24 protein-coding genes are annotated in these 23,578 nt (G+C 48.4%); 9 read left to right on the forward strand and 15 right to left on the reverse strand.

The annotated features are described in order from the left end of the window. Positions 1 to 32: 32 nt before the first annotated feature. From DFR62_RS02060 to DFR62_RS02085, 6 genes are all read right to left on the reverse strand, one after another. Positions 33 to 908, reverse strand: coding sequence for a polysaccharide deacetylase family protein (locus DFR62_RS02060; RefSeq protein WP_121297803.1), 876 nt, complete (start codon positions 906 to 908; stop codon positions 33 to 35). An 89-nt stretch (positions 909 to 997) separates the two neighbouring features. Further along, positions 998 to 2,407 (reverse strand): dihydrolipoyl dehydrogenase, encoded by a 1,410-nt coding sequence (gene lpdA, locus DFR62_RS02065; protein WP_121297804.1) that lies wholly within the window; start codon positions 2,405 to 2,407, stop codon positions 998 to 1,000. Between the two features lie 5 nt (positions 2,408 to 2,412). Then, on the reverse strand, positions 2,413 to 3,804 hold the full coding sequence (locus tag DFR62_RS02070; RefSeq protein ID WP_121297805.1) for a dihydrolipoamide acetyltransferase family protein: 1,392 nt from the start codon (positions 3,802 to 3,804) through the stop codon (positions 2,413 to 2,415). Between the two features lie 168 nt (positions 3,805 to 3,972). Next, complete coding sequence (locus tag DFR62_RS02075; RefSeq protein WP_121297806.1) at positions 3,973 to 4,950, reverse strand: alpha-ketoacid dehydrogenase subunit beta; 978 nt, start codon at positions 4,948 to 4,950, stop codon at positions 3,973 to 3,975. A gap of 3 nt (positions 4,951 to 4,953) precedes the next feature. Continuing rightward, the gene (gene pdhA / locus DFR62_RS02080; protein ID WP_121297807.1) at positions 4,954 to 6,066 is read right to left on the reverse strand and encodes a pyruvate dehydrogenase (acetyl-transferring) E1 component subunit alpha; all 1,113 of its coding nucleotides are present in this window, start codon (positions 6,064 to 6,066) and stop codon (positions 4,954 to 4,956) included. A 255-nt stretch (positions 6,067 to 6,321) separates the two neighbouring features. Next, positions 6,322 to 6,966 carry a YkyA family protein gene (locus DFR62_RS02085; protein ID WP_241663056.1) on the reverse strand — a complete coding sequence of 215 codons (645 nt, stop codon included), beginning with the start codon at positions 6,964 to 6,966 and terminating at the stop codon, positions 6,322 to 6,324. A 146-nt stretch (positions 6,967 to 7,112) separates the two neighbouring features. Here DFR62_RS02085 and def point away from each other — a divergent pair, with 146 nt between their 5' ends. After that, entirely contained in the window at positions 7,113 to 7,685 is a 573-nt protein-coding gene (def, locus tag DFR62_RS02090) for a peptide deformylase (RefSeq protein WP_121297809.1), read from the forward strand. A gap of 72 nt (positions 7,686 to 7,757) precedes the next feature. Here def and DFR62_RS02095 read toward each other — a convergent pair whose 3' ends face one another. After that, positions 7,758 to 8,531 (reverse strand): Cof-type HAD-IIB family hydrolase, encoded by a 774-nt coding sequence (locus DFR62_RS02095; RefSeq protein WP_121297810.1) that lies wholly within the window; start codon positions 8,529 to 8,531, stop codon positions 7,758 to 7,760. A gap of 279 nt (positions 8,532 to 8,810) precedes the next feature. On the opposite strand from DFR62_RS02095, the gene DFR62_RS02100 reads away from it, so the two are divergent. Together DFR62_RS02100 and rnjA are read left to right on the forward strand one after the other, a co-directional pair. Beyond that, a complete protein-coding gene (locus DFR62_RS02100; RefSeq protein WP_058383454.1) occupies positions 8,811 to 9,026 on the forward strand; it encodes a DNA-dependent RNA polymerase subunit epsilon in 216 nt (71 codons plus the stop codon). Then, entirely contained in the window at positions 9,026 to 10,693 is a 1,668-nt protein-coding gene (gene rnjA, locus DFR62_RS02105; RefSeq protein ID WP_121297811.1) for a ribonuclease J1, read from the forward strand. The genes DFR62_RS02100 and rnjA overlap by 1 nt, the downstream gene beginning before the upstream one ends. Positions 10,694 to 10,733: 40 nt before the next feature. Here rnjA and DFR62_RS02110 read toward each other — a convergent pair whose 3' ends face one another. Together DFR62_RS02110 and DFR62_RS02115 are read right to left on the reverse strand one after the other, a co-directional pair. After that, positions 10,734 to 11,393, reverse strand: coding sequence for a potassium channel family protein (locus DFR62_RS02110; protein ID WP_121297812.1), 660 nt, complete (start codon positions 11,391 to 11,393; stop codon positions 10,734 to 10,736). A gap of 69 nt (positions 11,394 to 11,462) precedes the next feature. Beyond that, positions 11,463 to 11,759: a hypothetical protein gene (locus DFR62_RS02115; protein WP_121297813.1), complete on the reverse strand. Its 297-nt coding sequence runs from the start codon at positions 11,757 to 11,759 to the stop codon at positions 11,463 to 11,465. A 370-nt stretch (positions 11,760 to 12,129) separates the two neighbouring features. Between DFR62_RS02115 and DFR62_RS02120 the strand changes: the two genes are divergently transcribed. The 6 genes from DFR62_RS02120 (at position 12,130) to DFR62_RS02145 (ending at position 17,769) form a co-directional block, all read left to right on the forward strand. Beyond that, complete coding sequence (locus DFR62_RS02120; RefSeq protein ID WP_121297814.1) at positions 12,130 to 12,669, forward strand: helix-turn-helix domain-containing protein; 540 nt, start codon at positions 12,130 to 12,132, stop codon at positions 12,667 to 12,669. A gap of 15 nt (positions 12,670 to 12,684) precedes the next feature. Beyond that, complete coding sequence (locus DFR62_RS02125) at positions 12,685 to 13,788, forward strand: ABC transporter ATP-binding protein (RefSeq protein ID WP_121297815.1); 1,104 nt, start codon at positions 12,685 to 12,687, stop codon at positions 13,786 to 13,788. Further along, on the forward strand, positions 13,781 to 14,605 hold the full coding sequence (locus DFR62_RS02130; protein ID WP_121297816.1) for an ABC transporter permease: 825 nt from the start codon (positions 13,781 to 13,783) through the stop codon (positions 14,603 to 14,605). Before DFR62_RS02125 ends, DFR62_RS02130 begins: the two co-directional genes overlap by 8 nt. After that, positions 14,589 to 15,395, forward strand: a complete 807-nt coding sequence (locus DFR62_RS02135) for an ABC transporter permease (protein WP_058383448.1) — start codon at positions 14,589 to 14,591, stop codon at positions 15,393 to 15,395. The genes DFR62_RS02130 and DFR62_RS02135 overlap by 17 nt, the downstream gene beginning before the upstream one ends. Continuing rightward, a complete protein-coding gene (locus DFR62_RS02140; RefSeq protein ID WP_121297817.1) occupies positions 15,392 to 16,468 on the forward strand; it encodes an ABC transporter substrate-binding protein in 1,077 nt (358 codons plus the stop codon). The genes DFR62_RS02135 and DFR62_RS02140 overlap by 4 nt, the downstream gene beginning before the upstream one ends. A 107-nt stretch (positions 16,469 to 16,575) precedes the next feature. Continuing rightward, on the forward strand, positions 16,576 to 17,769 hold the full coding sequence (locus DFR62_RS02145; RefSeq protein ID WP_121297818.1) for an MFS transporter: 1,194 nt from the start codon (positions 16,576 to 16,578) through the stop codon (positions 17,767 to 17,769). Positions 17,770 to 17,827: 58 nt separating this feature from the next. On the opposite strand, the gene DFR62_RS02150 is transcribed toward DFR62_RS02145, so the two are convergent. From DFR62_RS02150 to fadH, 6 genes are all read right to left on the reverse strand, one after another. Beyond that, a complete protein-coding gene (locus DFR62_RS02150; protein WP_121297819.1) occupies positions 17,828 to 18,943 on the reverse strand; it encodes an N-acetyldiaminopimelate deacetylase in 1,116 nt (371 codons plus the stop codon). Positions 18,944 to 18,954: 11 nt separating this feature from the next. Beyond that, entirely contained in the window at positions 18,955 to 19,668 is a 714-nt protein-coding gene (gene dapD / locus DFR62_RS02155) for a 2,3,4,5-tetrahydropyridine-2,6-dicarboxylate N-acetyltransferase (RefSeq protein ID WP_112231247.1), read from the reverse strand. A gap of 66 nt (positions 19,669 to 19,734) precedes the next feature. Then, positions 19,735 to 20,610 (reverse strand): LysR family transcriptional regulator, encoded by an 876-nt coding sequence (locus tag DFR62_RS02160; protein ID WP_121297820.1) that lies wholly within the window; start codon positions 20,608 to 20,610, stop codon positions 19,735 to 19,737. Continuing rightward, positions 20,600 to 22,075 (reverse strand): MDR family MFS transporter, encoded by a 1,476-nt coding sequence (locus tag DFR62_RS02165; protein WP_121297821.1) that lies wholly within the window; start codon positions 22,073 to 22,075, stop codon positions 20,600 to 20,602. Before DFR62_RS02165 ends, DFR62_RS02160 begins: the two co-directional genes overlap by 11 nt. Before the next feature lie 64 nt (positions 22,076 to 22,139). Further along, positions 22,140 to 22,583 carry a cyclic-di-AMP-binding protein CbpB gene (gene cbpB, locus DFR62_RS02170; RefSeq protein WP_058383441.1) on the reverse strand — a complete coding sequence of 148 codons (444 nt, stop codon included), beginning with the start codon at positions 22,581 to 22,583 and terminating at the stop codon, positions 22,140 to 22,142. 100 nt (positions 22,584 to 22,683) lie between these two features. Continuing rightward, on the reverse strand, positions 22,684 to 23,451 hold the full coding sequence (gene fadH / locus DFR62_RS02175; RefSeq protein WP_121297822.1) for a 2,4-dienoyl-CoA reductase: 768 nt from the start codon (positions 23,449 to 23,451) through the stop codon (positions 22,684 to 22,686). Between the last annotated feature and the right edge of the window lie 127 nt (positions 23,452 to 23,578).

Below are 23,578 nucleotides of genomic sequence, written 5' to 3' on the forward strand. Positions count from 1 at the left end.
ATCCAGCGCAATCAGCGCCGGATCCTTTTTTTTTACGGTTGGACCTCTTCTATTTCATCTGGATCTACAAATTCATAGCCTTTATCGCGCAGCCCTTCGATGATTTGTGGCAGTGCCTCATTTGTCCACTCCCTGTCATGCATCAGCAGATTCCCGCCGCTATTGAGTTCAGGAGCATTGACCATGATCTCCGTCAATGCTTCCGGTTCCATATAGCCCTGCATGAAATCATAGCCGTAGGTCCAGTTCATGCGCACCATGCCCTGTTCTTCGGCAAGGGCTTTACTGAACTCGGTGTTTACGCCAAACGGGGCACGGAAAAACTTCGGCGCCTCCCCGATGATCGCTTCCACACGCTCATTCAGCGAAACGATTTCATCTTGCTGGACGCTTTCTGTGGACTGTTTCAAGTTGACATGGGTATTCGTATGGTTGCCAATCGCAAAGCCCATGTCGTGAATTTCAGACAATGTCTGTTGTTCTTCCTCTGTATCGAGGAAATGCCCGTTGACGAAAAAGATAGCCGGTACATCAAGTTCTTTCAAGGTTTCGGCCATTTCAAGCGAATATGTATCCGGTGCATCGTCGATCGTGATCAAGACCGCTTGTTCGTTCGCATCGCCGATCGGTTCGACTTTCGAGTTTTGCGGATTGATACGGTAGCGCGGCTCGGCAACCTTTTCGCTGTCTTCTTCAGCCCCCTGCTCTTCCGCGTTTTCCTGCTCTTCTATTTCTGCTTGTTCTTCTTGATCGCTTGGAGATTGCTCTGATGCCACATCTTCCTCGACATCATCCGTTTGCGCTGATTGTTCTTGTGCTGTATCTTCCGGCTCTGAAGCAGTCTCATCAGAACAAGCCCCAAGCAGAAATATCGCATATGCTGGCAATAGCCAATTCTGTTTTTTCATAATCAACCTCCTTGTGTAAAATTTTAACATACGCAGTACGTACAAAGCATAGAAAAAAGGACCGCATTTTGCGGTCCTTTTGCAATTATTTATTTAATGATGTGAATCGGCGTACCTAAAGCTACTTCGGCAGCTTCCATTGTAGTTTCAGCCAAAGTTGGGTGAGCGTGGATCGTCATTGCGATATCTTCTACTGTCATGCCCGCTTCGATGGCCAAGCCAATTTCTGCAACCATATCGGAAGCGCCTGCTCCGACGATTTGCCCGCCTAATAGCAGCCCATCTTCTTTACGAGAGACAAGTTTCACGAAACCTTCTGCAGCGTTCAGTGACAAAGCACGGCCGTTTGCGCCGAATGGGAATTTAGCAGCTGTTACTTCAAAGCCTTCTTCTTTTGCCTGCTCTTCAGTCAAACCAACACTTGCAAGTTCAGGGTCTGTGAAGCAAACCGCTGGAATTGCCAAGTAATCGACTTCTGATTTTTCGCCGGCAATCGCTTCAGCAGCGATTTTACCTTCGTATGAAGCTTTATGCGCCAATTGAAGTCCTGCCACAATATCACCGATCGCATAAATGTTCGGGATGCTTGTACGGCATTGCTTGTCGACTTCGATAAGGCCGCGCTCGCCCATTTTGATGTTGAGCTCTTCAAGGCCCATTTCATCCGTGTTCGGACGGCGACCGACAGTAACCAATACATAGTCCGCGTCGATTGTTTTCTCTTCGCCGCCAGCTTCGTATGAAACCGAAACGCCTGAATCTGACTCTTCTACGCCTTTAGCTGACGCTTTTGTGATGACTTCGACGCCTTTTTTCTTCAAGCCTTTTTTGACAATTGATGTCATTTGCTTTTCGAATCCGGCAAGGATATCCGGTGCACCTTCAAGGATTGTCACTTCAGAACCCATGTTCGCATAAGCTGTTCCAAGCTCAGTCCCGATATAACCGCCGCCAATGACAACAAGTTTTTTCGGAACTTCTTTCAACGCAAGGGCGCCTGTTGAATCGATGACGCGCTCTGAGTATTTGAATGTTGGGATTTCAACCGGGCGTGAACCCGTTGCGATAATCGCGTTTTTGAACTTATACGTTTGGGCAGAGTCCGCGTCCATGATGCGAACAGTGTTCTCGTCCACGAAATATGCTTCGCCGCGTACGATTTCCACTTTATTGCCTTTTAGCAAAGATTCGACGCCGCCAGTCAATTTCTTGACGACGCTATCTTTGAACGCTTGTGCTTTTTCGAAGTTCAAGGAAACTTCTTTTGCCACGATGCCCATCTCATCGGAATGCTGGGCTTCTTCAAAACGGTGGCCGACAGAAATCATCGCTTTTGAAGGGATACAGCCGACGTTCAAACAAACGCCGCCGATGTATTCTTTCTCAACGATGGTAACTTTTTGGCCAGTCTGTGCTGCACGGATAGCTGCGACATAGCCGCCAGGGCCTGAGCCGATGACGAGCGTGTCTGTTTCGATTGGGAAATCTCCTACTACCATAAGTTTTACGCCTCCATTAATAGTAATTCTGGTTCACTTAACAAACGCTTGATGTGATTTAATGCGTGTTGTGCGGTTGCTCCGTCGATCATGCGGTGATCGAAGCTCAATGATAATGCTAACACAGGAGCTGCTACAATTTCACCATTTTTCACTACCGGTTTTTCAGCAATGCGCCCGATGCCCAAGATAGCAACTTCCGGGTGGTTGATGACTGGCGTGAACCATTGGCCGCCTGCAGAACCGATATTCGTGATCGAGCATGAAGCGCCTTTCATTTCTGCAGATGATAATTTCCCTTCGCGAGCTTTTGTCGCGAGCTGGTTGATTTCATCGGAAATGGCGAAGACGGATTTGCGGTCTGCATTTTTGATGACCGGAACGAGCAAGCCTTTATCCGTATCTGCAGCAATCCCGATATTGAAGTAATGCTTGTGGATCACTTCGCCGGTTTCATCGTCGAACGACGTGTTAAGCGCAGGGAATTCGCGCAATGTGCTGACTAAAGCTTTGACTACGTACGGCAAATACGTCAGCTTGATTTCTTTTTCTGCAGCGATGTCTTTGAACTTTTTGCGGTGTGCAACGAGTTCTGTTACATCGACTTCGTCCATCAACGCAACATGAGGAGCCGTGTGCTTCGAATGCACCATCGCTTTGGCGATCGCTTTGCGCATGCCGGACATTTTCTCGCGAGTTTCCGGGAACTCGCCTTCTGGAGCGGCTTTCGCTGGTGCTTCTTTTGTTTCCTGTGTTTCTTGTGAAGCCGTTTCTTGATCTGCTGCCGGTGCTTCTTGCTCCTGGCCGCCTTCCAAGAACGCTTCGATATCTTGTTTCATAATACGCCCGTTGTCGCCGGACCCTTTGACTTTCTTGATATCGACGTCTTTTTCACGAGCGAATTTACGCACAGATGGCATTGCGATGACGCGTTTATTCGAGTCGCTGTCTGCTTCATCTGCTTGCGGCTGGTCGCCTGCGCCGGTTTCGCCTTCTGGCTTGCTTTCCGGAGCCGGCTCTTTTTCGACGTTTTCGCCGGATTCAGCTGTTCCGGATTGAACTTGCTCTTCTGTTTCTTCTTGCTGCTCTTCTTGCTTCGCTTCAGGTTCAGGTTTTTCTTCGTCGTCTTTTCCGCCCTTGAAGTGGACATCATCCGCATCCGGAGAATCGATTTTCACGAGTACATCTCCGACGACTGCGACGGTTCCTTCTTCTACGAGCACTTCCTCGATGGTTCCTGAAACAGGAGACGGGATTTCTACGACCGCTTTATCATTCTGTACTTCACATAGAATATCGTCTTCTTCGATCGTGTCTCCGGCCTTGATAAACCATTTTACTATTTCACCTTCGTGGATACCTTCACCGATATCCGGCAATCGAAATTCAAAAGCCATTCTAGTCACCCTTTCTATTGTACATTCGATACGGCGCGCCATACGGAATGCTGCTGTTTAGCAATGATTCAGTACCGGCTTTCATTACGCGAAAGCCGGTACTGAATTCAAGCTGTTTTTCTAATTTCACGCTGGAAAGAACGGCGTGTTGCTTCCGCTATCCGGCAATTAGAAATTCAGTACTTTTTTCGCTGTTTCTACTATATCCTTTGCATTCGGCAGCCAAACTTGCTCAGCTTGCGAGAATGGGAAGACAGAGTCCGGTGCTGTTACGCGGAGTACTGGAGCTTCAAGGCTCAAGATTGCACGGTCGTTGATCTCAGCTACCACATTCGCTGCAATTCCAGCTTGTTTTTGTGCTTCCTGTACAACGATTGCACGGTTTGTCTTTTCAACGGATGCGATAATCGCTTCGATATCAAGCGGCTGAACTGTGCGCAAATCGACGACTTCCACTGAGTGGCCATCTTTTTCCAATTCTTCAGCTGCTTTCATGCTCTCCTGCACCATAGCACCGTAAGTGATGATGGAAAGGTCTGTGCCTTCACGTTTCACGTCGGCTTTGCCGAGTGGAATCGTGTATTCTTCTTCCGGCACTTCTTGGCGGAATGAACGGTACAATTTCATATGCTCAAGGAAAATGACCGGGTCGTTGTCGCGGATTGCAGAGATCAACAATCCTTTTGCATCGTATGGTGTCGATGGAATGACTACTTTCAAGCCGGGCTGTGAAGTCATAAGCCCTTCGAGTGAGTCAGCGTGCATTTCCGGCGTATGTACGCCGCCGCCGAATGGTGAACGGATTGTCACCGGCGATGTCAACGTGCCGCCGCTGCGGTAGCGCATACGCGCCATTTGGCCGCTGATGGAGTCCATGACTTCGAAAACAAAGCCGAAGAACTGGATTTCCGGTACCGGGCGATAGCCTTGCAATCCAAGACCGATCGCTAGGCCGCCGATTCCTGATTCAGCGAGTGGCGTATCGAATACACGATCTTCGCCGAATTCTTTTTGCAAACCTTCAGTTGCGCGGAATACACCGCCGTTATTACCTGCGTCTTCACCGAAAACCAGAACATTTTCATCGTTTTTCATTTCTGTTTTCAGAGCGTCCGTAATCGCTTGGATCATCGTCATTTGTGCCATGGCTTACTTCGACTCCTTTGCTTTATAGATATCGAGTTGTTCCTGTACGTTAAATGGAACTTCCTCGTACATAATTCCGAGAAGGTCGGATACTTTTTGTTTCGGCGTGCCATCTGCTTCTTTGATTGCCGCTTTGATTTCTTCTTTTGCTTTCTCAATCACTTCGTTTTCTTTTTCTTCGTTCCAAAGCTTTTTAGCTTCAAGATATTTACGGAAACGTACAAGTGGATCTTTCTTTTCCCACTCGCTGTCAATGTCCGAAGTACGGTAGCGCGTCGGGTCATCCCCGGCCATCGTATGCGGCCCGTAGCGGTAGCACATCGTTTCGATCAACGTCGGCCCTTCGCCTTTCACGGCGCGCTCACGTGCATCACGAGTGACTGCGTATACTGCAAGCGGGTCCATGCCATCAACAAGCACTCCTGGGATCCCTGCTGATACAGCTTTTTGTGCAATCGTTTTTGCTGATGTCTGCAATTCACGCGGTGTCGAAATCGCGAATTGGTTGTTTTGTACGATAAAGATTGCCGGTGCGCGGAATGCGCCGGCAAAGTTGATGCCTTCGTAGAAATCACCTTGTGAAGATCCGCCGTCGCCTGTGTAAGTGACTGCGACTGCTTCTTTTTTGCGTTTCTGCATGCCAAGCGCAACACCAGCTGCCTGGATGAACTGTGCGCCAATGATGATTTGCGGAGGCAAGATGTTCAAGCCTTCAGCCATCTGGTTCCCTTTGAAATGCCCACGGGAGAACAAGAACGCTTGGTGCAACGGCCAGCCGTGCCAGATCAATTGCGGTACATCGCGGTATCCTGGCAAGATGAAATCATCTTTTTCCAACGCGAAATGGGAAGCCAATTGAGACGCTTCCTGTCCGGCAGTCGGTGCATAGAACCCAAGACGCCCTTGGCGGTTCAATGAAATCGAGCGCTGATCCAGGATGCGCGTGTAAACCATGCGCTTCATCAATTCTTCCAATTGCTCATCGGATAGATTCGGATCGTAATCCTTATTAACAATTTCGCCTTCTTCGTTCAATACTTGAACCATTTCGAACTTTTCTTCGATCGCTTGAAGTGTTTCCACCGGATCGAATTGCTGATTCTTTTTCGCAGCCATAAAAGCAACTCTCCTTTATCTGTATTAAAATTTTAACACTAGCTTAGTGATACAATTGCCACATTCTTTTTCAGTATACGCCACCACAATATTACGGTCAATCATAGAAGAACATTACATTATACGTGTATACCCGTTTTTGCAGAACTTAAAAATAATCGTAACTGTACTATAAGAATAATTGCCACTGTATTATAATACGAAAAGAAAAAACCACTCTTTTATAGCACAGAAAAAAGCAGCCGGGGCGGCTGCTCAGTCGTTTTCTGCATTCATTTTTTCTGTGGTTTCGTTTTTTAGCTCATTGAACTGTTCCGTTTGTTCGTTGAAGGCTGTTACGGCTTCTTGGACCAGCTCATTCTGCTCATTCACTTCATTTGTCTTATCTTGAAGAGTGGCAAGATCCATATCTTCCTCTGCCACCATTGCATACAATTCTTTCTGCCGTTCGATCAAAGTCTCATAAGCGTCCGTGAATTCGGCGTGCTTTACAAAGCGTTGATTCATCTGATCTCTCAGCGCTTCGAGATCTGACTGGACAGTTTCGTCTTCCGTTTGTTCGATCAATTGGTCGATTTCCTTGAATTCCTCAGCTGCATTTTGCATCGATTCACGTTCTGTTTCCAAAAGTTCGAGTCGTTCATCGGCTGAAGTGATCGCTTCCTGAGACTTCTCTTCCACTTCTGCCTGTTGCTCTTTGGTCAAAGCCATAATCGATTCGAAGATTTCTTGCTCGTTCTGTTCACGGCTTTGCAATTCGCTCTGCACATCACGGTACTCGGCTTCCTCTTCGAAAGTCGTCTCCAGGATTTCGTTCAGTTGCTCCTCTGTCGATGCCCCTGAACATGCCGAAAGAAAGAGAGTGCCTGTCAAAACCGTGGCGATGGTTAGTTTCTTCACAATAAAGTCCCCCTTGATTTCCATGAATTAACTATAGAATGAATATCGGCAAAATACAATAACGGCAAGAGCTTTTTCTTTTTTCAAAAATGCGATCATACGCTACAATAGAGATACTAGTGAGCACCATGAAAGGATGAACATACGTGATTTTGATGAATGACATTATCCGTGAAGGGCACCCCACTCTTCGCCAGAAAGCCGAAGAGGTCAAGCTCCCGCTTTCTGCAGAAGACCGCAAGCTCGGTGAAGAGCTTTTGGAATATGTAAAGAACAGCCAGGATGACGAGCTGGCGGAAAAATATGATTTGCGCCCGGGCGTCGGAATTGCCGCTCCCCAGATCAATGTCTCCAAACGGATCTTCGCTTTGCATTTTGACGAACATTCCGGCGAGAATTTGAGCCTGGTGGCAGTGAATCCGAAAATTGTCAGCCATTCTGTCGAGAAAACCTATCTATCCAGCGGCGAAGGCTGCCTGTCTGTCGACCGTTCAGTTCCGGGCTATGTTCCGCGTTATGCCCGCATCACCGTCAAAGGCCATACGCTTTCCGGCGAAGAGTTCAAAATGCGCTTGAAGGGCCTTCCAGCCATCGCTTTCCAACACGAACTTGATCATTTGAACGGCATCATGTTCTACGACCACATCAACCCGAACGACCCATTCCAGGAAGTCGAAAATGCTTCACCCATCGACCTTCAAGCTGAAACCGTGGAATGACAAAACCCCGCCTCCATTTTTTGGAGGCGGGGTTTTTCTATGGAAGTTAAAACTTCTAAACTAGCTAAAAAATTACCGGCTCAAGCCAAGGAACTCGAACGCGCTGGCCAGCCCGCCTTCGTCGACGTGCCCTGTAATGTGGTTGGCGCGTTTTTTCGTTTCTTCGTGGCCGTTCGCCATCGCAACGCTGAAACCGGCGATTTCCATCATTTGAAGATCGTTCAATCCATCGCCGAACGCAATCGTATCTTCCAAGCGATGGCCAGTCGCGCGGATCAATTGCTTGATGCCTTCCGCTTTGCTGCCGCCTTTTGGAAGAATGTCGCACGATACACGGTGCCAGCGGACAAAATCCACGTTCTGGAATTCTTCATGGTATTGGCTTTCTTCGTGCTCTTCACAGAATACGAGCGCCTGGTACACATCATTCGTACGGTAGAAATCTTTGTCCATTTCCGGATGAGGGAATTTTAAGCTCTTGATGCTTTCGTCGATGTCCGGATGAAAATCGATGGAAGACACCATCTTATGCTCGTTCAAGAAGACTAGCGGATGGTCGCGCTGCTCTGCAAACGCCAACACTTTTTCCAAGGTTTCCGAATCAATAGCCTGTTTGTGCACCGCTTCATTTTCAAATGCAATGTACTGGCCATTGAACGTAATATACGTATCGATCGATAATTCCTCGAGAAGCGCACCGATCATAAACGGCGCACGTCCCGTCGCGATGGCCAGCTGGTGCCCGTTCGCGCGGGCTGCAATCAATGCTTGTTTGGTAGCTGCCGGCAATTGTTTGTTCGTATCGAGCAAGGTGCCATCGATATCCAATAATAATAATTTCGACATAATCCTATCTCCAATCTTTTGGGGCATTTCTCAATACACCCTCTTTGCTTTTGTCAGAAAAAACAGTATACTATACATAAGGAGTGGTGAGCCATGCTGAAACGGTTGAAACGCAGACTACTCAGACAGCTCAACGGCATTATGAACAAAAAGAAGATAGCATAAGGTTTGTTTCGGCCCTTCTTAATAAATAGGAGGGCTATTCTTTATTTTAGAACAATGACATGATAATATAAAGAAAGTGCATTTATATTGAACGTGGAAAAAGGAGAGCAAAATATGATTTTTAAAGTATATTACCAAGAAAACCGTTTTGAAGTACCAGTTCGCGAAAACACACAAAGTTTGTATGTAGAAGCTTCCACCGAGCGGGAAGTCCGTCACCACCTGAAGGACCGCAACTTCAACATCGAGCTCGTGCAGCTTCTAGAAGGCCAGCACCTCGAATATGAACAAGCCTCCCAAGATTATAAAGTGGAGTCTATCGACGCATAATGAAATTCGTGAAAAATGATCAAACAGCTGTTTTCGCGCTCGGCGGACTGGGCGAAATCGGCAAAAACACATACGGTGTCCAATTCCAGGATGAAATCATCCTCATTGATGCCGGCATCAAATTCCCGGAAGACGATTTGCTCGGAATCGATTACGTCATTCCGGATTACACTTATTTGGTTAAAAATGCCGATAAAATCAAGGGCCTGTTTGTTACACATGGCCACGAAGACCATATCGGCGGCATTCCCTACCTGCTCAAGCAAGTGAATATGCCAGTTTACGGTGGTAAGCTAGCACTTGGCTTATTGCGTAAAAAACTGGAAGAACACGGCTTGTTGCGCCAAACGAAAATGATCGAAATCGAAGAGGAAGATGTCATCAAATTCCGTAAAACTTCGGTCAGTTTCTTCCGCACGACCCACAGTATTCCCGATTCATTCGGCGTAGTCGTCAAAACACCGCCCGGCAGCATCGTCCACACGGGTGACTTTAAATTTGACTTCACACCAGTCGGCGAACCGGCCAACCTATTGAAAATGGCCCAAATCGGCAGCGAAGGGGTATTGTGCCTATTGTCTGACTCGACTAATGCTGAAATCCCGAATTTCACCATGTCCGAACGCAAAGTCGGCGAAACGATCAAGGAAATCATGCGGAAAGTCGAAGGGCGTTTAATTTTCGCTACGTTCGCTTCTAATATTTACCGTTTGCAACAAGTGACCGATGAAGCTGTGCGCCAAGGCCGCAAAATCGCCGTTTTCGGCCGCAGCATGGATAATGCCATGACGATCGGACGCGAGCTCGGCTATATCACGGCTCCTGAAGATGCGTTTATCGATACGCAAACCTTGAACCGGATGCCTGCCGATAAAGTCGTCATCCTATGTACAGGTTCACAAGGCGAACCGATGGCTGCACTATCACGTATCGCCAACGGTACACATCGTCAAATCCAGATCCAGCCAAACGATACCGTCGTCTTCTCGTCTTCCCCGATTCCGGGCAATACGAGCAGCGTCAATCGCACGATCAACCTATTGTTCCGTGCAGGGGCTGATGTCATCCATGGTTCATTGAATGATATCCACACATCCGGCCACGGTTCACAAGAAGAAAACAAATTGATGCTGCGCTTGATCAAACCGAAATACTTCATGCCGATCCATGGCGAATACCGGATGCAGGCTCAACACGCAGAACTCGCAGTCGACTGCGATGTTCCGCGCGAAAATACCTTCATCATGGAAAACGGCGATGTTTTGGCTCTTGGCCAAGACGAAGCTTCGGTTGCAGGCCGTATCCCTTCCGGCGATGTTTACATCGACGGCAGTGGAATCGGCGACATCGGCAATATCGTCCTTCGCGACCGCCGCGTGCTGTCTGAAGAAGGACTAGTCATCGTTGTCGTCAGCGTCGACAAGAAGAAAAGCCGTATGGTGTCAGGACCTGACCTCATTTCACGCGGGTTCGTCTATATGCGCGAATCCGGTACGATGATCTACGAGGCACAGCAGATGCTGAACCGTCACTTGAACAAAAAAATCCACAGCAAAAATACCGACTGGGCTGAACTGAAGACCGAAATTTCAGATGTCCTCGGGCCGTATCTTTACGAAAAAACGAAACGCCGCCCGATGATTCTCCCAGTGATTATGGAAGTATAAAAAAAAGAAGCCCTCAGCGGCTTCTTTTTTTTTGCCTTATTTAGTTCATGACTTTCTTTTCGAAACGGTTGATGTCGGCATCGGATCCGATGATGATCAGGATGTCCTCCCGTTCGATTTCCATATCCGCTTGCGGGGATACGATGATATCGTCACCTCTTTTGATTGCGACGATATTGATGCCGTATTTGGCGCGGATATCCAATTCGATCAAGGTATAACCAGCCAGTTTTTCGTTTGCTTTGATTTCCATGATTGAATGCTCGTCGGACAGTTCCAGGTAATCGAGCACATTGTTCGATAGGATGTTATGGGCGATTCGGATACCCATATCGCGCTCTGGATGTACGACTTTGTCCGCCCCGATTTTATGCAGCACTTTGGCATGGTAATCGTTTTGGGCTTTAACGGTGATTTTCTTGACGCCAATTTCCTTCAGCATAAGCGTCGTCAGGATGCTCGCTTGGATATTCTCCCCAATCGCAACGATGACCTGTTCGAAATTGCGGACCCCAAGAGATTTCAATACTGATTCGTCTGTCGTATCGGCAACGACAGCTTGTGTCGCGATCGAGGCAAATTCATCCACCCGCTCATGGTCTTTATCGATAGCCATCACGTCGGCGCCTTGTTCAATCAGTTCCCGGACGATGCTTCCGCCGAAACGCCCTAAGCCTATTACCACGAATTCCTTTTTCATGTCCATCCCCCATATTCTTGTTTGCTCTTCTTCATCATATCCTTCTTTCTTCTATAAAAAAACCCCCGCTTATTTACGGGGATCTAGTGGCCTTGCAGGGCGATTTTCACAGTATTCGCAACTGATGTCGCTGCAGCGCTCTTCGCGCCATTCATTACAGCTCGCGCAATAGCTTGCGTCGAATTCATTATCGAAAGTTAAAGGATCCATGCACGTATGGCAAAACGTGTGGACGTCCATCCAATTGATGAACTTTTTGTCAGCCAATAAATAAAGCCCTTTTTCGTCTTGTTTGTAATTCATGATGGATGGTTTTTGCGCTACCCGATTTTTCGGGTCGAGGAAAAAATTCATCTTTCCGTTCAAGTTGATCACTCCCGTAGTTGGTTGGGCTTTTATGTCCCTGTCATCTGTCAATTTTGCACAACCGAAAACTTCTATATCAGTCTTTGTGGACTTTATGGTTTTTGCACTTTCTCTATAATAGTAATTGCCTTAGCTGATTGCAATAGATTCGGATTCATTTCCCAAAGTTTTTTTCCCTTGAATTTCAGCGCAGGTTTTGTATAATGAATAAATACTTTAACTAAACTAAAAGTATATTTTAACTAAACCACCCTCTGTTCATTCAATCATTTAAGCCATTTGCATTTATTTCATCTGAATGACAGGGTTCACACCACCTATCGCAATTTCCTTCTATATTGTACCACTACTGAAGAATCGAGGAGACTGTATGGAAATCGGCAAAAAGATCAAGAATTTGCGGCTAAAAAACGGTTTGACACAAGAAGAGCTCGGCTCGAGGACGGACTTGAGCAAAGGATTCATTTCACAGCTTGAACGCGACATGAACTCCCCTTCCATCGAAACGCTGTTCTCTCTCCTTGAAGTTCTTGGAACGACTCCAAAAGAGTTTTTCACGGATGCTGAAGAAACAAAGCTCGTCTTCAAGGAAGAAGATCATACGGTCCACATCGACCGGGAAACTGGCTATGAAGTCGATTGGCTTGTCCCGACATCGAACAAAAAGGAAATGGAACCGGTTTACCTGACCTTGGAATCGTCGGGGCATTTCAAAACTTTCGAACCCTCGGCATCCGAAACCTTCGTCTATGTCCTAAAAGGTGAAGTTCGCCTGAATATTGGCAGCCGGTCCTATACAGCTAAAGCCGGCGATTCCATCTACTATAGCGCGGATCATGAACACCAATTAGCGAACCATTCAACGGGCCGTTCAGAAATGATCATCGTTGCGACGAAATCTTATTTATAATCCAGGAGGTATATTATGACGGACCAAGCAATCATCCGCTTTGATAATGTTGTCCAAACTTTCGAAGGCGCGGGCAATGTTTTGAACAACATCAGTTTTGAAATGGAAAAAGGTAAATTCTACACCTTGCTCGGCCCTTCCGGCTGCGGCAAAACGACGATCCTGCGATTGATCGCGGGATTCAATCAGCCAACGAGCGGTGACATCTATATCAAAGGCAAAAAAGTCAATAAGACACCGGCAAATGAGCGGCAAGTGAACACCGTATTCCAGGATTATGCGCTGTTCCCTCATTTAAATGTATTCGAAAATGTAGCATTCGGCTTACGCATCAAAAAAATCAAAAAAGCGGAAGTCGAGCGACGCGTCAAAGAAGCTTTGGCATTCGTCAATTTGAGCGGCTATGAAAACCGCGAAATTCACGAAATGTCCGGCGGCCAGCGCCAACGCGTCGCCATCGCACGGGCCATCATCAATGACCCGGAAGTGATTCTGCTCGATGAACCGCTGTCCGCACTCGACTTGAAGCTGCGTACCGAAATGCAATATGAATTGCGGGAGCTGCAGCAGCGCCTCGGCAAGACTTTCGTCTTCGTTACGCATGACCAAGAAGAAGCACTCGCGATGTCTGATGAAATTTTTGTCATGAATGCCGGGGAAATCCAGCAGAGCGGCACGCCGATGGATATTTACGATGAACCGATCAACCGTTTTGTCGCCGATTTCATCGGGGAGTCGAATATTGCCGAGGGCGTCATGGTCGCTGATTACCGCGTGCGCTTTGCCAATAAAGAGTTCGAATGCGTCGATAGAGGCCTAAGTTCGAACGAACAAGTGGAAATCGTCATCCGCCCGGAAGACTTGGAAATCACCAAGCCGGAAACCGGCAAAATGGCGGTTCATGTCGACAGCCAATTGTTCCGCGGTGTCCATTACGAAATCTCCACTTACGACGAAACGGGTAATGAATGGCTAGTGCATTCGACAAAACGCGTGGAAGTCGGCGCACAAATCGGCCTCGATTTCGATCCAGAAGCGATTCACGTCATGCGCTTGAACGAATCCGAAGAAGCCTTCGATGCAAGGCTTGAGTCGTACGGAGCCGTTTCCAATGACTAATCGCTCATCGCGCCCATGGTACTTGGCACCTTATTATATATGGATCTTGTTATTCGTCATTGCGCCGATCGCACTCGTCGTCTATTTTTCTTTTCTTGACTTGGCCGGCAATTTCACTCTGGAAAACTACGCGAATTTCTTTTCATCAACGTATTTCCGCATGACGCTCAGCTCGTTCTGGTACGCCTTCCTCATCACCTTTATTTCGGTGCTGATTGCCTACCCGACAGCTTACTGGCTGACGAAAACAAAGCATAAGCAACTCTGGCTGCTGTTGATCATCATTCCATCGTGGATCAACCTGTTGCTCAAAGCCTATGCGTTCATTGGTATTTTCGGGCTGTACGGGCCTGCCAACCAATTGATCCAATTTTTCGGTGCAGGACCGCTTCAGATCCTGTTCACCGACTTCAGCTTTGTTTTTGTCGCCGTCTATATTTTCATCCCGTTCATGGTATTGCCGATCTTCAACTCGCTCGATAAAATCAATTCGGCTTTGATTGACGCATCGCGCGACCTCGGTGCATCCCAGTGGACAACATTCCGCCGCGTCATTTTTCCGCTGGCGATCAACGGCGTCAAATCCGGCGTGCAGGCCGTCTTTATCCCGGCCTTGTCCTTGTTCGTCATTACACGGCTTATCGCCGGCAATAAAGTGATCACGCTCGGTACGGCCATCGAACAGCAATTCCTGGTGACGCAAAACTGGGGCATGGGTTCGACGATTGCCGTGTTCTTGATCTTGTTCATGATTATCATCATGCTGCTCACAGGCCCGAAAGAGAAAGGAGGGGCATTGAATGGCAAAGCTAAGTAAACCCGCCAAAATCTATTTGGCGTTCGTCTTTTTTATTCTCTATGCCCCGATTTTCTATTTGATTTTCTATTCCTTCAATAGCGGCGGCACCATGTCCGGCTTTGAAGATTTCACTTGGGAACATTACGCGGCCGTATTCAATGACACACGCCTGCTCATCATTGTCTTGAACACGGTCATCGTCGCTTTGCTGTCTGCACTCATCTCGACAGCGATCGGCGTGCTTGGCGCCATCGGCATCATTTTTCTGCGCAACCGGAAAATGCGCAACGCCGTCTTGTCCTTGAACACCGTGTTGATCGTCAGCCCGGATGTCATCATCGGGGCATCGTTTCTGATTCTCTTCACGATGGTCGGCGTCAAGCTCGGCTTTGCGTCCGTCCTGGTATCGCATATCGCCTTCAGCATCCCGATTGTCGTCATCATGGTATTGCCAAAACTGCAGGAAATGAGCTCAAGCTTAATTGACGCGGCGACGGACCTCGGGGCATCACAGCGCGATATTTTGACGCGCGTCATTATCCCTTACATCAAACCGGGGATATTCGCCGGCTTTTTCCTGGCGCTGACGTATTCGCTCGATGATTTCGCCGTCACGTTCTTCGTCACCGGCAATGGTTTCGCGACATTGTCCGTTGAAATTTACTCGATGGCGCGAGCAGGTATCACGCTAACGATCAATGCCTTGTCCGCTTTGATTTTCGTTGTGACGCTTGGCCTTGTCCTCGGATATTATTTCTTTAATCAGCGCTCCGGGGCGAATGCTGGAACAGGAGGGACACGACCATGAAAGGCATCATTAGAGCAAGTGCAGCGATCGTAATCATTTCCGCCGTCCTTTTCTACGCCGTCCATCTGTTGGAGAGCAGTTCTGCCACCAGCGGCAGTGGCTCGATATCGGTCTATAACTGGGGCGAATACATCGATCCCGAACTGATCAGCCAATTTGAAGAAGAAACCGGCATCCAGGTCATCTACGAGACATTTGATTCGAATGAATCGATGATGACAAAAGTCGAGCAGGGCGGAACGTCTTATGACGTCGCCATGCCGTCGGAATACGCCATCGAAAAAATGAAGGAAAACGATTTGCTGTTGCCGATCGACCACAGCAAGATCCCGAATCTCAAAAACATCGATCCGTATTTTTTGGATTTGCCATTCGACCCGGGCAACGAATATTCCATTCCCTATTTCTGGGGAACCGTCGGCATCGCCTACAACCCGACACTTCTCGAAGGGCAGACTTTCGAAAGCTGGGATGACCTGTGGAACCCGACGCTCGAACAGGAAGTCATCTTGGTCGACAGCGCCCGCGAAGTCATCGGCATGGGCTTGAACAGCCTCGGCTATTCGCTGAACTCCACCGATCTCGGGGAATTGCGCGAAGCGACCGATAAACTGAAAACGCTCGGGCCCAACGTCAAAGCGATCATCGGCGATGAAATTGTCGAAATGATGCGCCGCGAGGAAGCGGCAGTTGCCGTCACCTGGTCGGGGCAAGCTGCAGATATGATGTGGATCAACGAAGACATCGATTATGCAGTGCCGGAAGAAGGCTCCAATCTTTGGTTCGATAACATGATCATCCCGTCGACAGCCGGCAATGTCGACGGCGCACATCAGTTCATTAACTTCATGCTGGACGCTGAAGTAGCTGCGCAAAATGCGGATTATGTCGGTTATTCTTCCCCGAATGCAGCCGCACTCGAGTTGATGGATCCTGAAGTGACAGGTGATGAGCGTTTCTATCCGACAGAAAAAATGCGCGACCGCCTCGAAGTCTATGAAAACCTCGGGCTCGAAATGCTCGGCGTCTACAACGAACTGTTTTTGGAATTCAAGATGGATATGGAAAAATGACAGGCAGAACTTCTGCCTGTTTTTTTCCGTTTAAATAAGGTATAGTAAATAAGTTCATAACACCAAAATTTAGCCACACGAAATAAAAACGAGGGAAGGTTAGCCTCATGGCCGTCAAATCAACTAAATTCGCCTTATATATACTCATGTTCAATATGTTCATCGCCATGAGCGGAATTGGCCTCATCATCCCGATCATGCCCGCTTATCTGGAAACATTCGGTGTCGCAGGCCAAGCGCTCGGTACCTTGATCGCCACTTTCGCTTTTGCCCAATTTCTATTTTCGCCGATTTCCGGAGAACTCTCCGATAAATACGGGCGCAAGAACTTGATCATTTTCGGACTGGTCGTATTCGGCTTGTCGCAGCTGCTCTTCGGCATGGCAACCGAATTATGGGTCCTCTATCTCGCACGCTTCTTCAGCGGCGTCGGCGGCGCATTCCTGATCCCGCCGATGATGGCATTTGTAGCCGATATCACAACTTACGAAGAACGCGGCAAAGGAATGGGATTGCTCGGCGCTTCGATGTCTCTCGGTTTCATGATCGGGCCGGGTATCGGCGGCTTCCTCTCTGAAGTTAGCCTGCAATTCCCGTTTTATGTCGCGACCTCTGTCGCTTTGCTGTCCGCTTTGCTCTCCTTCTTCGCCTTGCCGAATGTCAAACCAGCGGTGCAGGCTGTGGATTATAAACGAGAAAATTTATACCAGCAGATGAAACGTTCTGTCTACACACCGTATTTCGTCATGCTGCTGGTGATGTTCATCTTTGCATTCGGGCTGTCAAATTTCCAGTCGACAATCGCCTTGTATGTCGATAAGCAATTCCAATTCACACCGAAAGAAATCTCGGTTGTCATCACTGTCGGCGGCTTTGTCGGCGTCATCGTCCAAACTTTCGTCATCGACAGTTTGTTCAAGCGTTTCGGTGAGATGCGCGTCATCCTCGTCAATCTGCTCATTTCAGCCGCTGCCATGATCGGCATTCTCTTCGTCAATACATTCTGGACGATTCTATTCGTGGCAGCTGTCTTTTTCACAGCCGCCTCCCTCCTGCGCCCGGCAATCAACACGCTCATTTCAAAACTCGCCGGCGACTCGCAAGGATATGCGGCTGGGATGAACAATGCTTACATGAGCCTCGGCAATATGATCGGGCCTGCGCTTGCCGGGATTCTCTTCGACATCGACATGAGCTTCCCGTACATTACAGGAACCTTCATCCTACTCGTCTGCTTCTTCATCGCCTTTAACTGGTCGGCGAGAAAAAAAGAGCTACTGCAGGAAAGCCGCAGTACCTGATTCATAGATTAATCTAAATGCAAAGAAGCGAGACGCCGCTATGGCGTCTCGCTTCTTTTTATCGTTGCTTGAAATAATCATAAATGAATCGTGGCATGAACGATAAGATTCTCTCGTCCGGCATCAGTTTTGAATGGTGCAGGCCATACTCCGCTCCGGCCCCTGCCCAAAACATCAAAGCCGGCAGCCTTTCGGTGAAATAGCCGAAATCTTCACCCGTCATGGCGGATTTACTGCGCACAGCTTGTATGTCCGGAACATCCTGTGCATAGCGCAAAAATGACTCGGCAAGCTGTTCATCATTGTCCACTTGGCGATAGTTCGCCCCGTAATCGATCGACACTTGGCATTCATAGCCTTCTTCGATCGACCGGCACAGCAATTCAACGCGTTTTTTTACGCTTTCCATCGACTCAGGTGTCAAGGTGCGGATTGTCCCTTCCAGTCGTGCCCGTTCAGCGATAATGTTTTGCACAGTGCCCGCAGACATTTTCCCGACCGTCAAAACGGCCGAATCCATCGGGTCGACATTGCGGCTGACGACTGTCTGCAATTGCATCAATAAAGCCGCTGCTGCCACGGCCATATCGCGCGTCTGATGCGGGTATGCGGCATGGCCGCCTTTGCCGTGCAGATCGATGAACAATTCCGATGTGTTGGCAAAGAGAAGACCAGGTTTCGTCGCGACAGTGCCGACCGGCAGTTCAGGTGCAATGTGCAAGGCAAAAAGTTCATCCGGCAAGAGATCCGGACGCTCTTTTTCAAGCCATGCCAAGAGCGGCTGTGCGCCGCCCGGCCCCTCTTCTGCAGGTTGGAACAAGATCACTGCATCGTTATCAAGCGGATGTTCAACCAACTGTTCCAGCAAGCCGAGCGCGACTGCCATATGGATATCGTGCCCACAGGCATGCATGAACCCTTCATGGCGTGAGGAAAACGGCAATGCGGTTTCTTCAAGGATCGGCAAACCGTCGATATCCGTGCGCCAACCGATTGTTTTCTCAGGCGACCTGCCCTTGACTTTGACCACGAGTCCTGTGCGCCATTCAACCAGCTCGATGCGGTCTGGGGCCATTTTGGAAATGATGTCTATTAAGTAACTTTGTGTTTTGAATTCCTGAAACCCGATTTCTGGAATTTCATGCAGTTCTCTCCTGATTTGAATAAGATCCATAGGAAGGCCTCTTACAGCTGGCGAAGTTCTTGCTTGATTTCCGTTTTCGAACGGGTTTTTTCATCCATTAGCTTCAACACACGTGCTGGCGTGCCGCCGACAACTGCGTTTTCAGGCACATCTTCGATGACGACAGCGCCTGCTGCGACGACGGAGCCTTTGCCGATGCGGACGCCTTCCAATACGACTGCGTTCGCGCCGATCATGACATCGTCCTCAACGATTACCGGTGTAGCAGATGCAGGCTCGATTACGCCAGCAAGTACAGCGCCAGCACCGATATGGCAGTTTTTCCCGACTGTCGCGCGGCCGCCCATGATGACGCCCATGTCGATCATCGTGCCATCGCCGATGACAGAACCGATATTGATGACAGCGCCCATCATGATGATGCAGTTGCTGCCGATTTCCACGTTCTCGCGGATAAACGCACCAGGTTCGATCCGCGAATTGATGTTCTTCAAGTCAAGCATCGGGATCGCTGAGTTTCTGCGATCGTTTTCCACTACGGAATCTTCGATGACTGAAGCGTGCTGCTCTAGTGCCTTCTCCACTTCAGCCCATTCGCCGAATACTGTTGCATGATTGCCTTCTCCAAATACTTTCGAGCCTTCGCCAAAATCAAGCGCAGCTACGCCTTCACCTTTGACATATACTTTTACAGGCGTCGATTTCTTCGCATTCTGTATGTACGAAATAATTTGATTTGCATCCATTTGTTCCATTGATCAAAACCTCTTTCTCTCGTGTAATGGTGTTATTATATCTGATTCAGTATAATAATACATCCTTTAGCTTAACAGAGTGGCATGTTTTTTGACAATATCGACAAATGCCTCGACCTGTCGCAACTGGAAAGACGATTCATAGCCGATCAGCCACGTATCCCGTGTCAACTCCAGTTCCTGTTCACTATTCGTCAGCGGCATCGTGTGAACATCTTCTGCCCCTGTCAAGGTAATCGAGGGCAAAATCGCATAGCCGATGCCATTGACTGCCATCTGCTTGCACGTTTCGATTTGGTCCACCGTGATTTGGCGTTTCGGGTTGGAAGCGAAATGCTTTTGCCACCATTGCTGAATTTCTTCATAATAGGTCGAATCGCTTTTAAATTGGATAAACGGCCGTTCAGTCTTCATCACTTCTTCCAGCGAACTGATTTCTTTGTCGACCAAGTACAAAGTGTCTTTAAATAAATGGATCTTCGGGCCTTTCCAGTCTGTCTGTCCCCGGACGATGCCGATATGGGCTTCGCCGTCGTACAGGGCACGGACAATTTCAGAGCTCCAACCGGTGATCAATTGCACTTTCGCTTCCGGATACAGGGTAATGAAATCTTTCAACACTTTTGGAAGCCAGTTTTGGCCGATGATCGACGCACAGGCGATCTTCAAGGTGCCATGCACTTTTTCACTTAAGGTATGCAGCTGTTCGAAAATCTCTTCCCGGCGTATTACCGCTTCCTTTGCGTACTGAATAACCAATTCACCAGCTGGCGTCGGCGTCAGCCCTTTTTGTGAGCGCACGAACAATTGCTGGCCCCACTCCTTTTCAATCGATTGCAGCCGCTGGGACAAGGCAGGCTGCGACAAGAAAAGCCGCTCTGCCGCTTTTCGCATATTGCCTTCTTCAGCGAGTACTTTAATGATCATTTCTTCATTTGACATCCGGTTTCACTCCTTTTAATCCGCGCAATCCGAAAATCAGCAGGAAACTGACCAAAGCGCAGAGAAATGCAATGCTGTATACATTGCGCAGCCCGAAAGCCAAAGCTTCCTGCAACACCAGCTTATCCGCTTCCGGCAACTGCACTCGGCTATCGATGCTTAAAATCGAGTTGACGGATTCCAGCGATAAATTGCTTGAATCGTCCAGCCGGTTCAATAGCGAGCTGTTCAATATGCTGCCGAGAAGCGCTACGCCGATCGTGCTGCCAAGGTTGCGCATGAACATATTAGAAGCGGTTGCCGCTCCCCGCTTATCATAGGACACTGCGGATTGGATCGAGACAATAAAGGCGGTGCTGGTCAATCCCATGCCGACACCGACGAAGAAACTCGACATCCCTGCCCATAGCGGACCGAACCCCGGCTGCATCGTTACAAACAACGCCGTTCCGATAAGAAGGAACGAGCCACCAAGAAGCGAGGTGCGGAAATAGCCGATGCTGATCAAGAGCCTTCCTGACAGGACAGAAGCGATCGGCCATCCGATCGACATTGTCGTCAACGTGAAGCCGGCAATGGCTGCTGGCTGTTCCATGACACCGGTCACATAAGCCGGCAGATAACTGGAAATGCCGATCAATATAATCCCTGTTGCGAGCGAAACCAAATTCGCATAGAGAATCGCGCGGTTTTGCCATATTTCAAACGGCATCATCGGATCACTCGACGCGCGTTCTGCTTTGACAAACCAGAACATGAACAAAGCGCCGATAATGGCAAGCAAATAAGAAGGAGCCGAAAGCCAGCCAAAAGACACGCCTCCTTCGATAAGCAGATACAAGACGCTGCTAAGTGCAATCGTCAAAAACAAGGCCCCTCTGTAATCGACTTTCGCCCGCTTCATGCGCACCGGTTCTTTCAAATAAACCAAGATGCCGAGCAGCGACAAAATCCCGAGCGGCAAGTTGACCCAAAATACGTATTGCCAGCCGATGGTCGCTACCAAAACACCGCCGATGGCAGGGCCGGCGATGGCCGAGATGCCCCAGACGCTGGACAAATATCCTTGGATCTTCGCCCGTTCTTCAGGAGAATAAATATCCCCCACGATCGTCGACGCGATTGGCATGATAGCTCCCGCTCCCGCCCCTTGGATAAAGCGGAAGGCGATCAACTGCTCCATCGAATCCGCTAAACCGCATAACAAGGAGCCAATTAAAAACAGCAGCATGCCGAAAGTGAAAACCGCTTTCCTGCCCACAAGATCAGCTAATTTCCCATATAACAGCACCGTCACCGTGCTCATCAGCAAATAAGCGGAAAATACCCAACTGTATTTCGAAAACCCGCCGAGATCTGCAGCAATGCTCGGCATCGCGGTCGAGACAATGGTCGCCTCAACTGCAGAAACGAACATCGCCAGCATGACCGCAATCAAGATGAGCGGGCGTTTCGTTTGTTCCATAGTGATCCCTTCTTTCAACCAGCAGAAAAAAAGGCCTCAATGGATGAGACCTTTTTCAGGGTAATTATCGTTTGAACTGGTAAAGTTGTTTTTTCAATTGCTTCAAGACAATCCGTCTTGTCAAAATCCCCATGAACATTCCATCGTCATCCACTACACAAAGGAAATTCTGGTCGATCACCAGATCCAAAGCTCTTTGGAAGCGGTCATTCAAATGGATCAGCGGCAGGTCGGTCTGCATAATCTCTTCGACTCGAATATCGCCAAGTTTCTCATACTCTATATGGTCCATTCCAAGAATGGCGTCTGTGATGCGCTGGGCATTAATCAAGCCGTGAAACCGGTACTTCGCATCCAAAACCGGGATGGCTGAATAGCCGGTCTTCGTCAAAACCAATAAAGCATGCTCGGCACTATTGCCGATTTGGACATGTGCTACTTTTTCGGACGAGATGACAAATTCTTCGATCGGGGTTTCAAGAAAATCTTTGCTCGGTAATGAAATCATGTGCTCTACTCCTTTTGCATCGCATGGTCTGATGCCGAAACACTTCGATTACATCATAACATAACACGATTCCCGAAACTATTTAATTGGGTGTTTTGGCTTAAAAAGGGAATTTATTCAACCACTGTCCACCGTCTAAGGTCACGATTTCTCCATTCATATAAGCCGCTTTCTCTGACATGATGAACGCTGCCAGATCTGCTACTTCTTCCGGTTTTCCAAGCCGGCCTAAAGGAACAGATTTCAAGGTCCGCTGCATCGCTTCTTGAGATTCGAAAAGTTTATCTGCGCCCCCAGTGCGTTCGATCGGGCCAGGAGCGATCCCGTTGACACGGATGCCGTATTGAGTGCCCCATTCAACTGCGAGCGTTCGGGTCAGCGACATGACGCCCGCTTTAGCGGCGGCGGAATGAGCGACGCCGGCTCCGGCATTCCAGGCATACGTTGCCAGCATATTAAGTATATTCCCCTTTGTGCCATTTTCAATCCAATAATTGCCGACGGCATGAGAACAAAAGAAAGTCCCATTCAAGACGATATCAATAACAGAGCGCCATCCATTCGGTGATAATTTTTCTGCATGGACGATGAAATTCCCCGCCGCGTTATTAACAAGGCCATCGATCTGACCGAATTTCTCATGCGCGAAATTGACCATCGCCTTGGCATGTTCAGGTTCACGCACGTCCATCTGGAACGCTTCCGCCTGTCCCCGCAGCCCGGACAATTTCGTCAATGACTCATTCAATTTTTCCATATCCCGCCCTGTAATGATGACGTTTGCTCCTTCAGAGGCAAATTTTTCTGCCATATGAAAGCCCATCCCACTGGAGCCTCCGGTCACGATTATTGTTTGTTCACTCAACATCTCAACATCCCCTTTTTTTGGATCATTTCCTGCAGTTCGGCACTGGATTCGGTTTATGTACAGTGACTGAAAATTTTGATATGATGAACAAAGACTGATCAATCCACTATTGCGAAAGGAATGAGCC

Source organism: Planococcus citreus, from assembly GCF_003664125.1.
Taxonomy (GTDB): domain Bacteria; phylum Bacillota; class Bacilli; order Bacillales_A; family Planococcaceae; genus Planococcus; species Planococcus citreus.

What these genes read in the sequence shown, in the direction of transcription:
- DFR62_RS02095 (WP_121297810.1), bottom strand. Translation starts at nt 8,531, where the DNA reads ATGTCGAAATTATTATTATTGGATATCGATGGCACCTTGCTCGATACG.
- DFR62_RS02100 (WP_058383454.1), top strand. Translation starts at nt 8,811, where the DNA reads ATGATTTTTAAAGTATATTACCAAGAAAACCGTTTTGAAGTACCAGTT.
- rnjA (WP_121297811.1), top strand. Translation starts at nt 9,026, where the DNA reads ATGAAATTCGTGAAAAATGATCAAACAGCTGTTTTCGCGCTCGGCGGA.
- DFR62_RS02140 (WP_121297817.1), top strand. Translation starts at nt 15,392, where the DNA reads ATGAAAGGCATCATTAGAGCAAGTGCAGCGATCGTAATCATTTCCGCC.
- cbpB (WP_058383441.1), bottom strand. Translation starts at nt 22,583, where the DNA reads ATGATTTCATTACCGAGCAAAGATTTTCTTGAAACCCCGATCGAAGAA.
- DFR62_RS02165 (WP_121297821.1), bottom strand. Translation starts at nt 22,075, where the DNA reads ATGGAACAAACGAAACGCCCGCTCATCTTGATTGCGGTCATGCTGGCG.
- DFR62_RS02070 (WP_121297805.1), bottom strand. Translation starts at nt 3,804, where the DNA reads ATGGCTTTTGAATTTCGATTGCCGGATATCGGTGAAGGTATCCACGAA.
- fadH (WP_121297822.1), bottom strand. Translation starts at nt 23,451, where the DNA reads ATGTTGAGTGAACAAACAATAATCGTGACCGGAGGCTCCAGTGGGATG.
- DFR62_RS02075 (WP_121297806.1), bottom strand. Translation starts at nt 4,950, where the DNA reads ATGGCACAAATGACGATGATCCAAGCGATTACGGACGCTCTGAAAACA.
- DFR62_RS02130 (WP_121297816.1), top strand. Translation starts at nt 13,781, where the DNA reads ATGACTAATCGCTCATCGCGCCCATGGTACTTGGCACCTTATTATATA.
- DFR62_RS02160 (WP_121297820.1), bottom strand. Translation starts at nt 20,610, where the DNA reads ATGTCAAATGAAGAAATGATCATTAAAGTACTCGCTGAAGAAGGCAAT.
- DFR62_RS02110 (WP_121297812.1), bottom strand. Translation starts at nt 11,393, where the DNA reads ATGAAAAAGGAATTCGTGGTAATAGGCTTAGGGCGTTTCGGCGGAAGC.
- DFR62_RS02145 (WP_121297818.1), top strand. Translation starts at nt 16,576, where the DNA reads ATGGCCGTCAAATCAACTAAATTCGCCTTATATATACTCATGTTCAAT.
- DFR62_RS02060 (WP_121297803.1), bottom strand. Translation starts at nt 908, where the DNA reads ATGAAAAAACAGAATTGGCTATTGCCAGCATATGCGATATTTCTGCTT.
- DFR62_RS02120 (WP_121297814.1), top strand. Translation starts at nt 12,130, where the DNA reads ATGGAAATCGGCAAAAAGATCAAGAATTTGCGGCTAAAAAACGGTTTG.
- DFR62_RS02135 (WP_058383448.1), top strand. Translation starts at nt 14,589, where the DNA reads ATGGCAAAGCTAAGTAAACCCGCCAAAATCTATTTGGCGTTCGTCTTT.
- DFR62_RS02125 (WP_121297815.1), top strand. Translation starts at nt 12,685, where the DNA reads ATGACGGACCAAGCAATCATCCGCTTTGATAATGTTGTCCAAACTTTC.
- DFR62_RS02150 (WP_121297819.1), bottom strand. Translation starts at nt 18,943, where the DNA reads ATGGATCTTATTCAAATCAGGAGAGAACTGCATGAAATTCCAGAAATC.
- lpdA (WP_121297804.1), bottom strand. Translation starts at nt 2,407, where the DNA reads ATGGTAGTAGGAGATTTCCCAATCGAAACAGACACGCTCGTCATCGGC.
- dapD (WP_112231247.1), bottom strand. Translation starts at nt 19,668, where the DNA reads ATGGAACAAATGGATGCAAATCAAATTATTTCGTACATACAGAATGCG.
- pdhA (WP_121297807.1), bottom strand. Translation starts at nt 6,066, where the DNA reads ATGGCTGCGAAAAAGAATCAGCAATTCGATCCGGTGGAAACACTTCAA.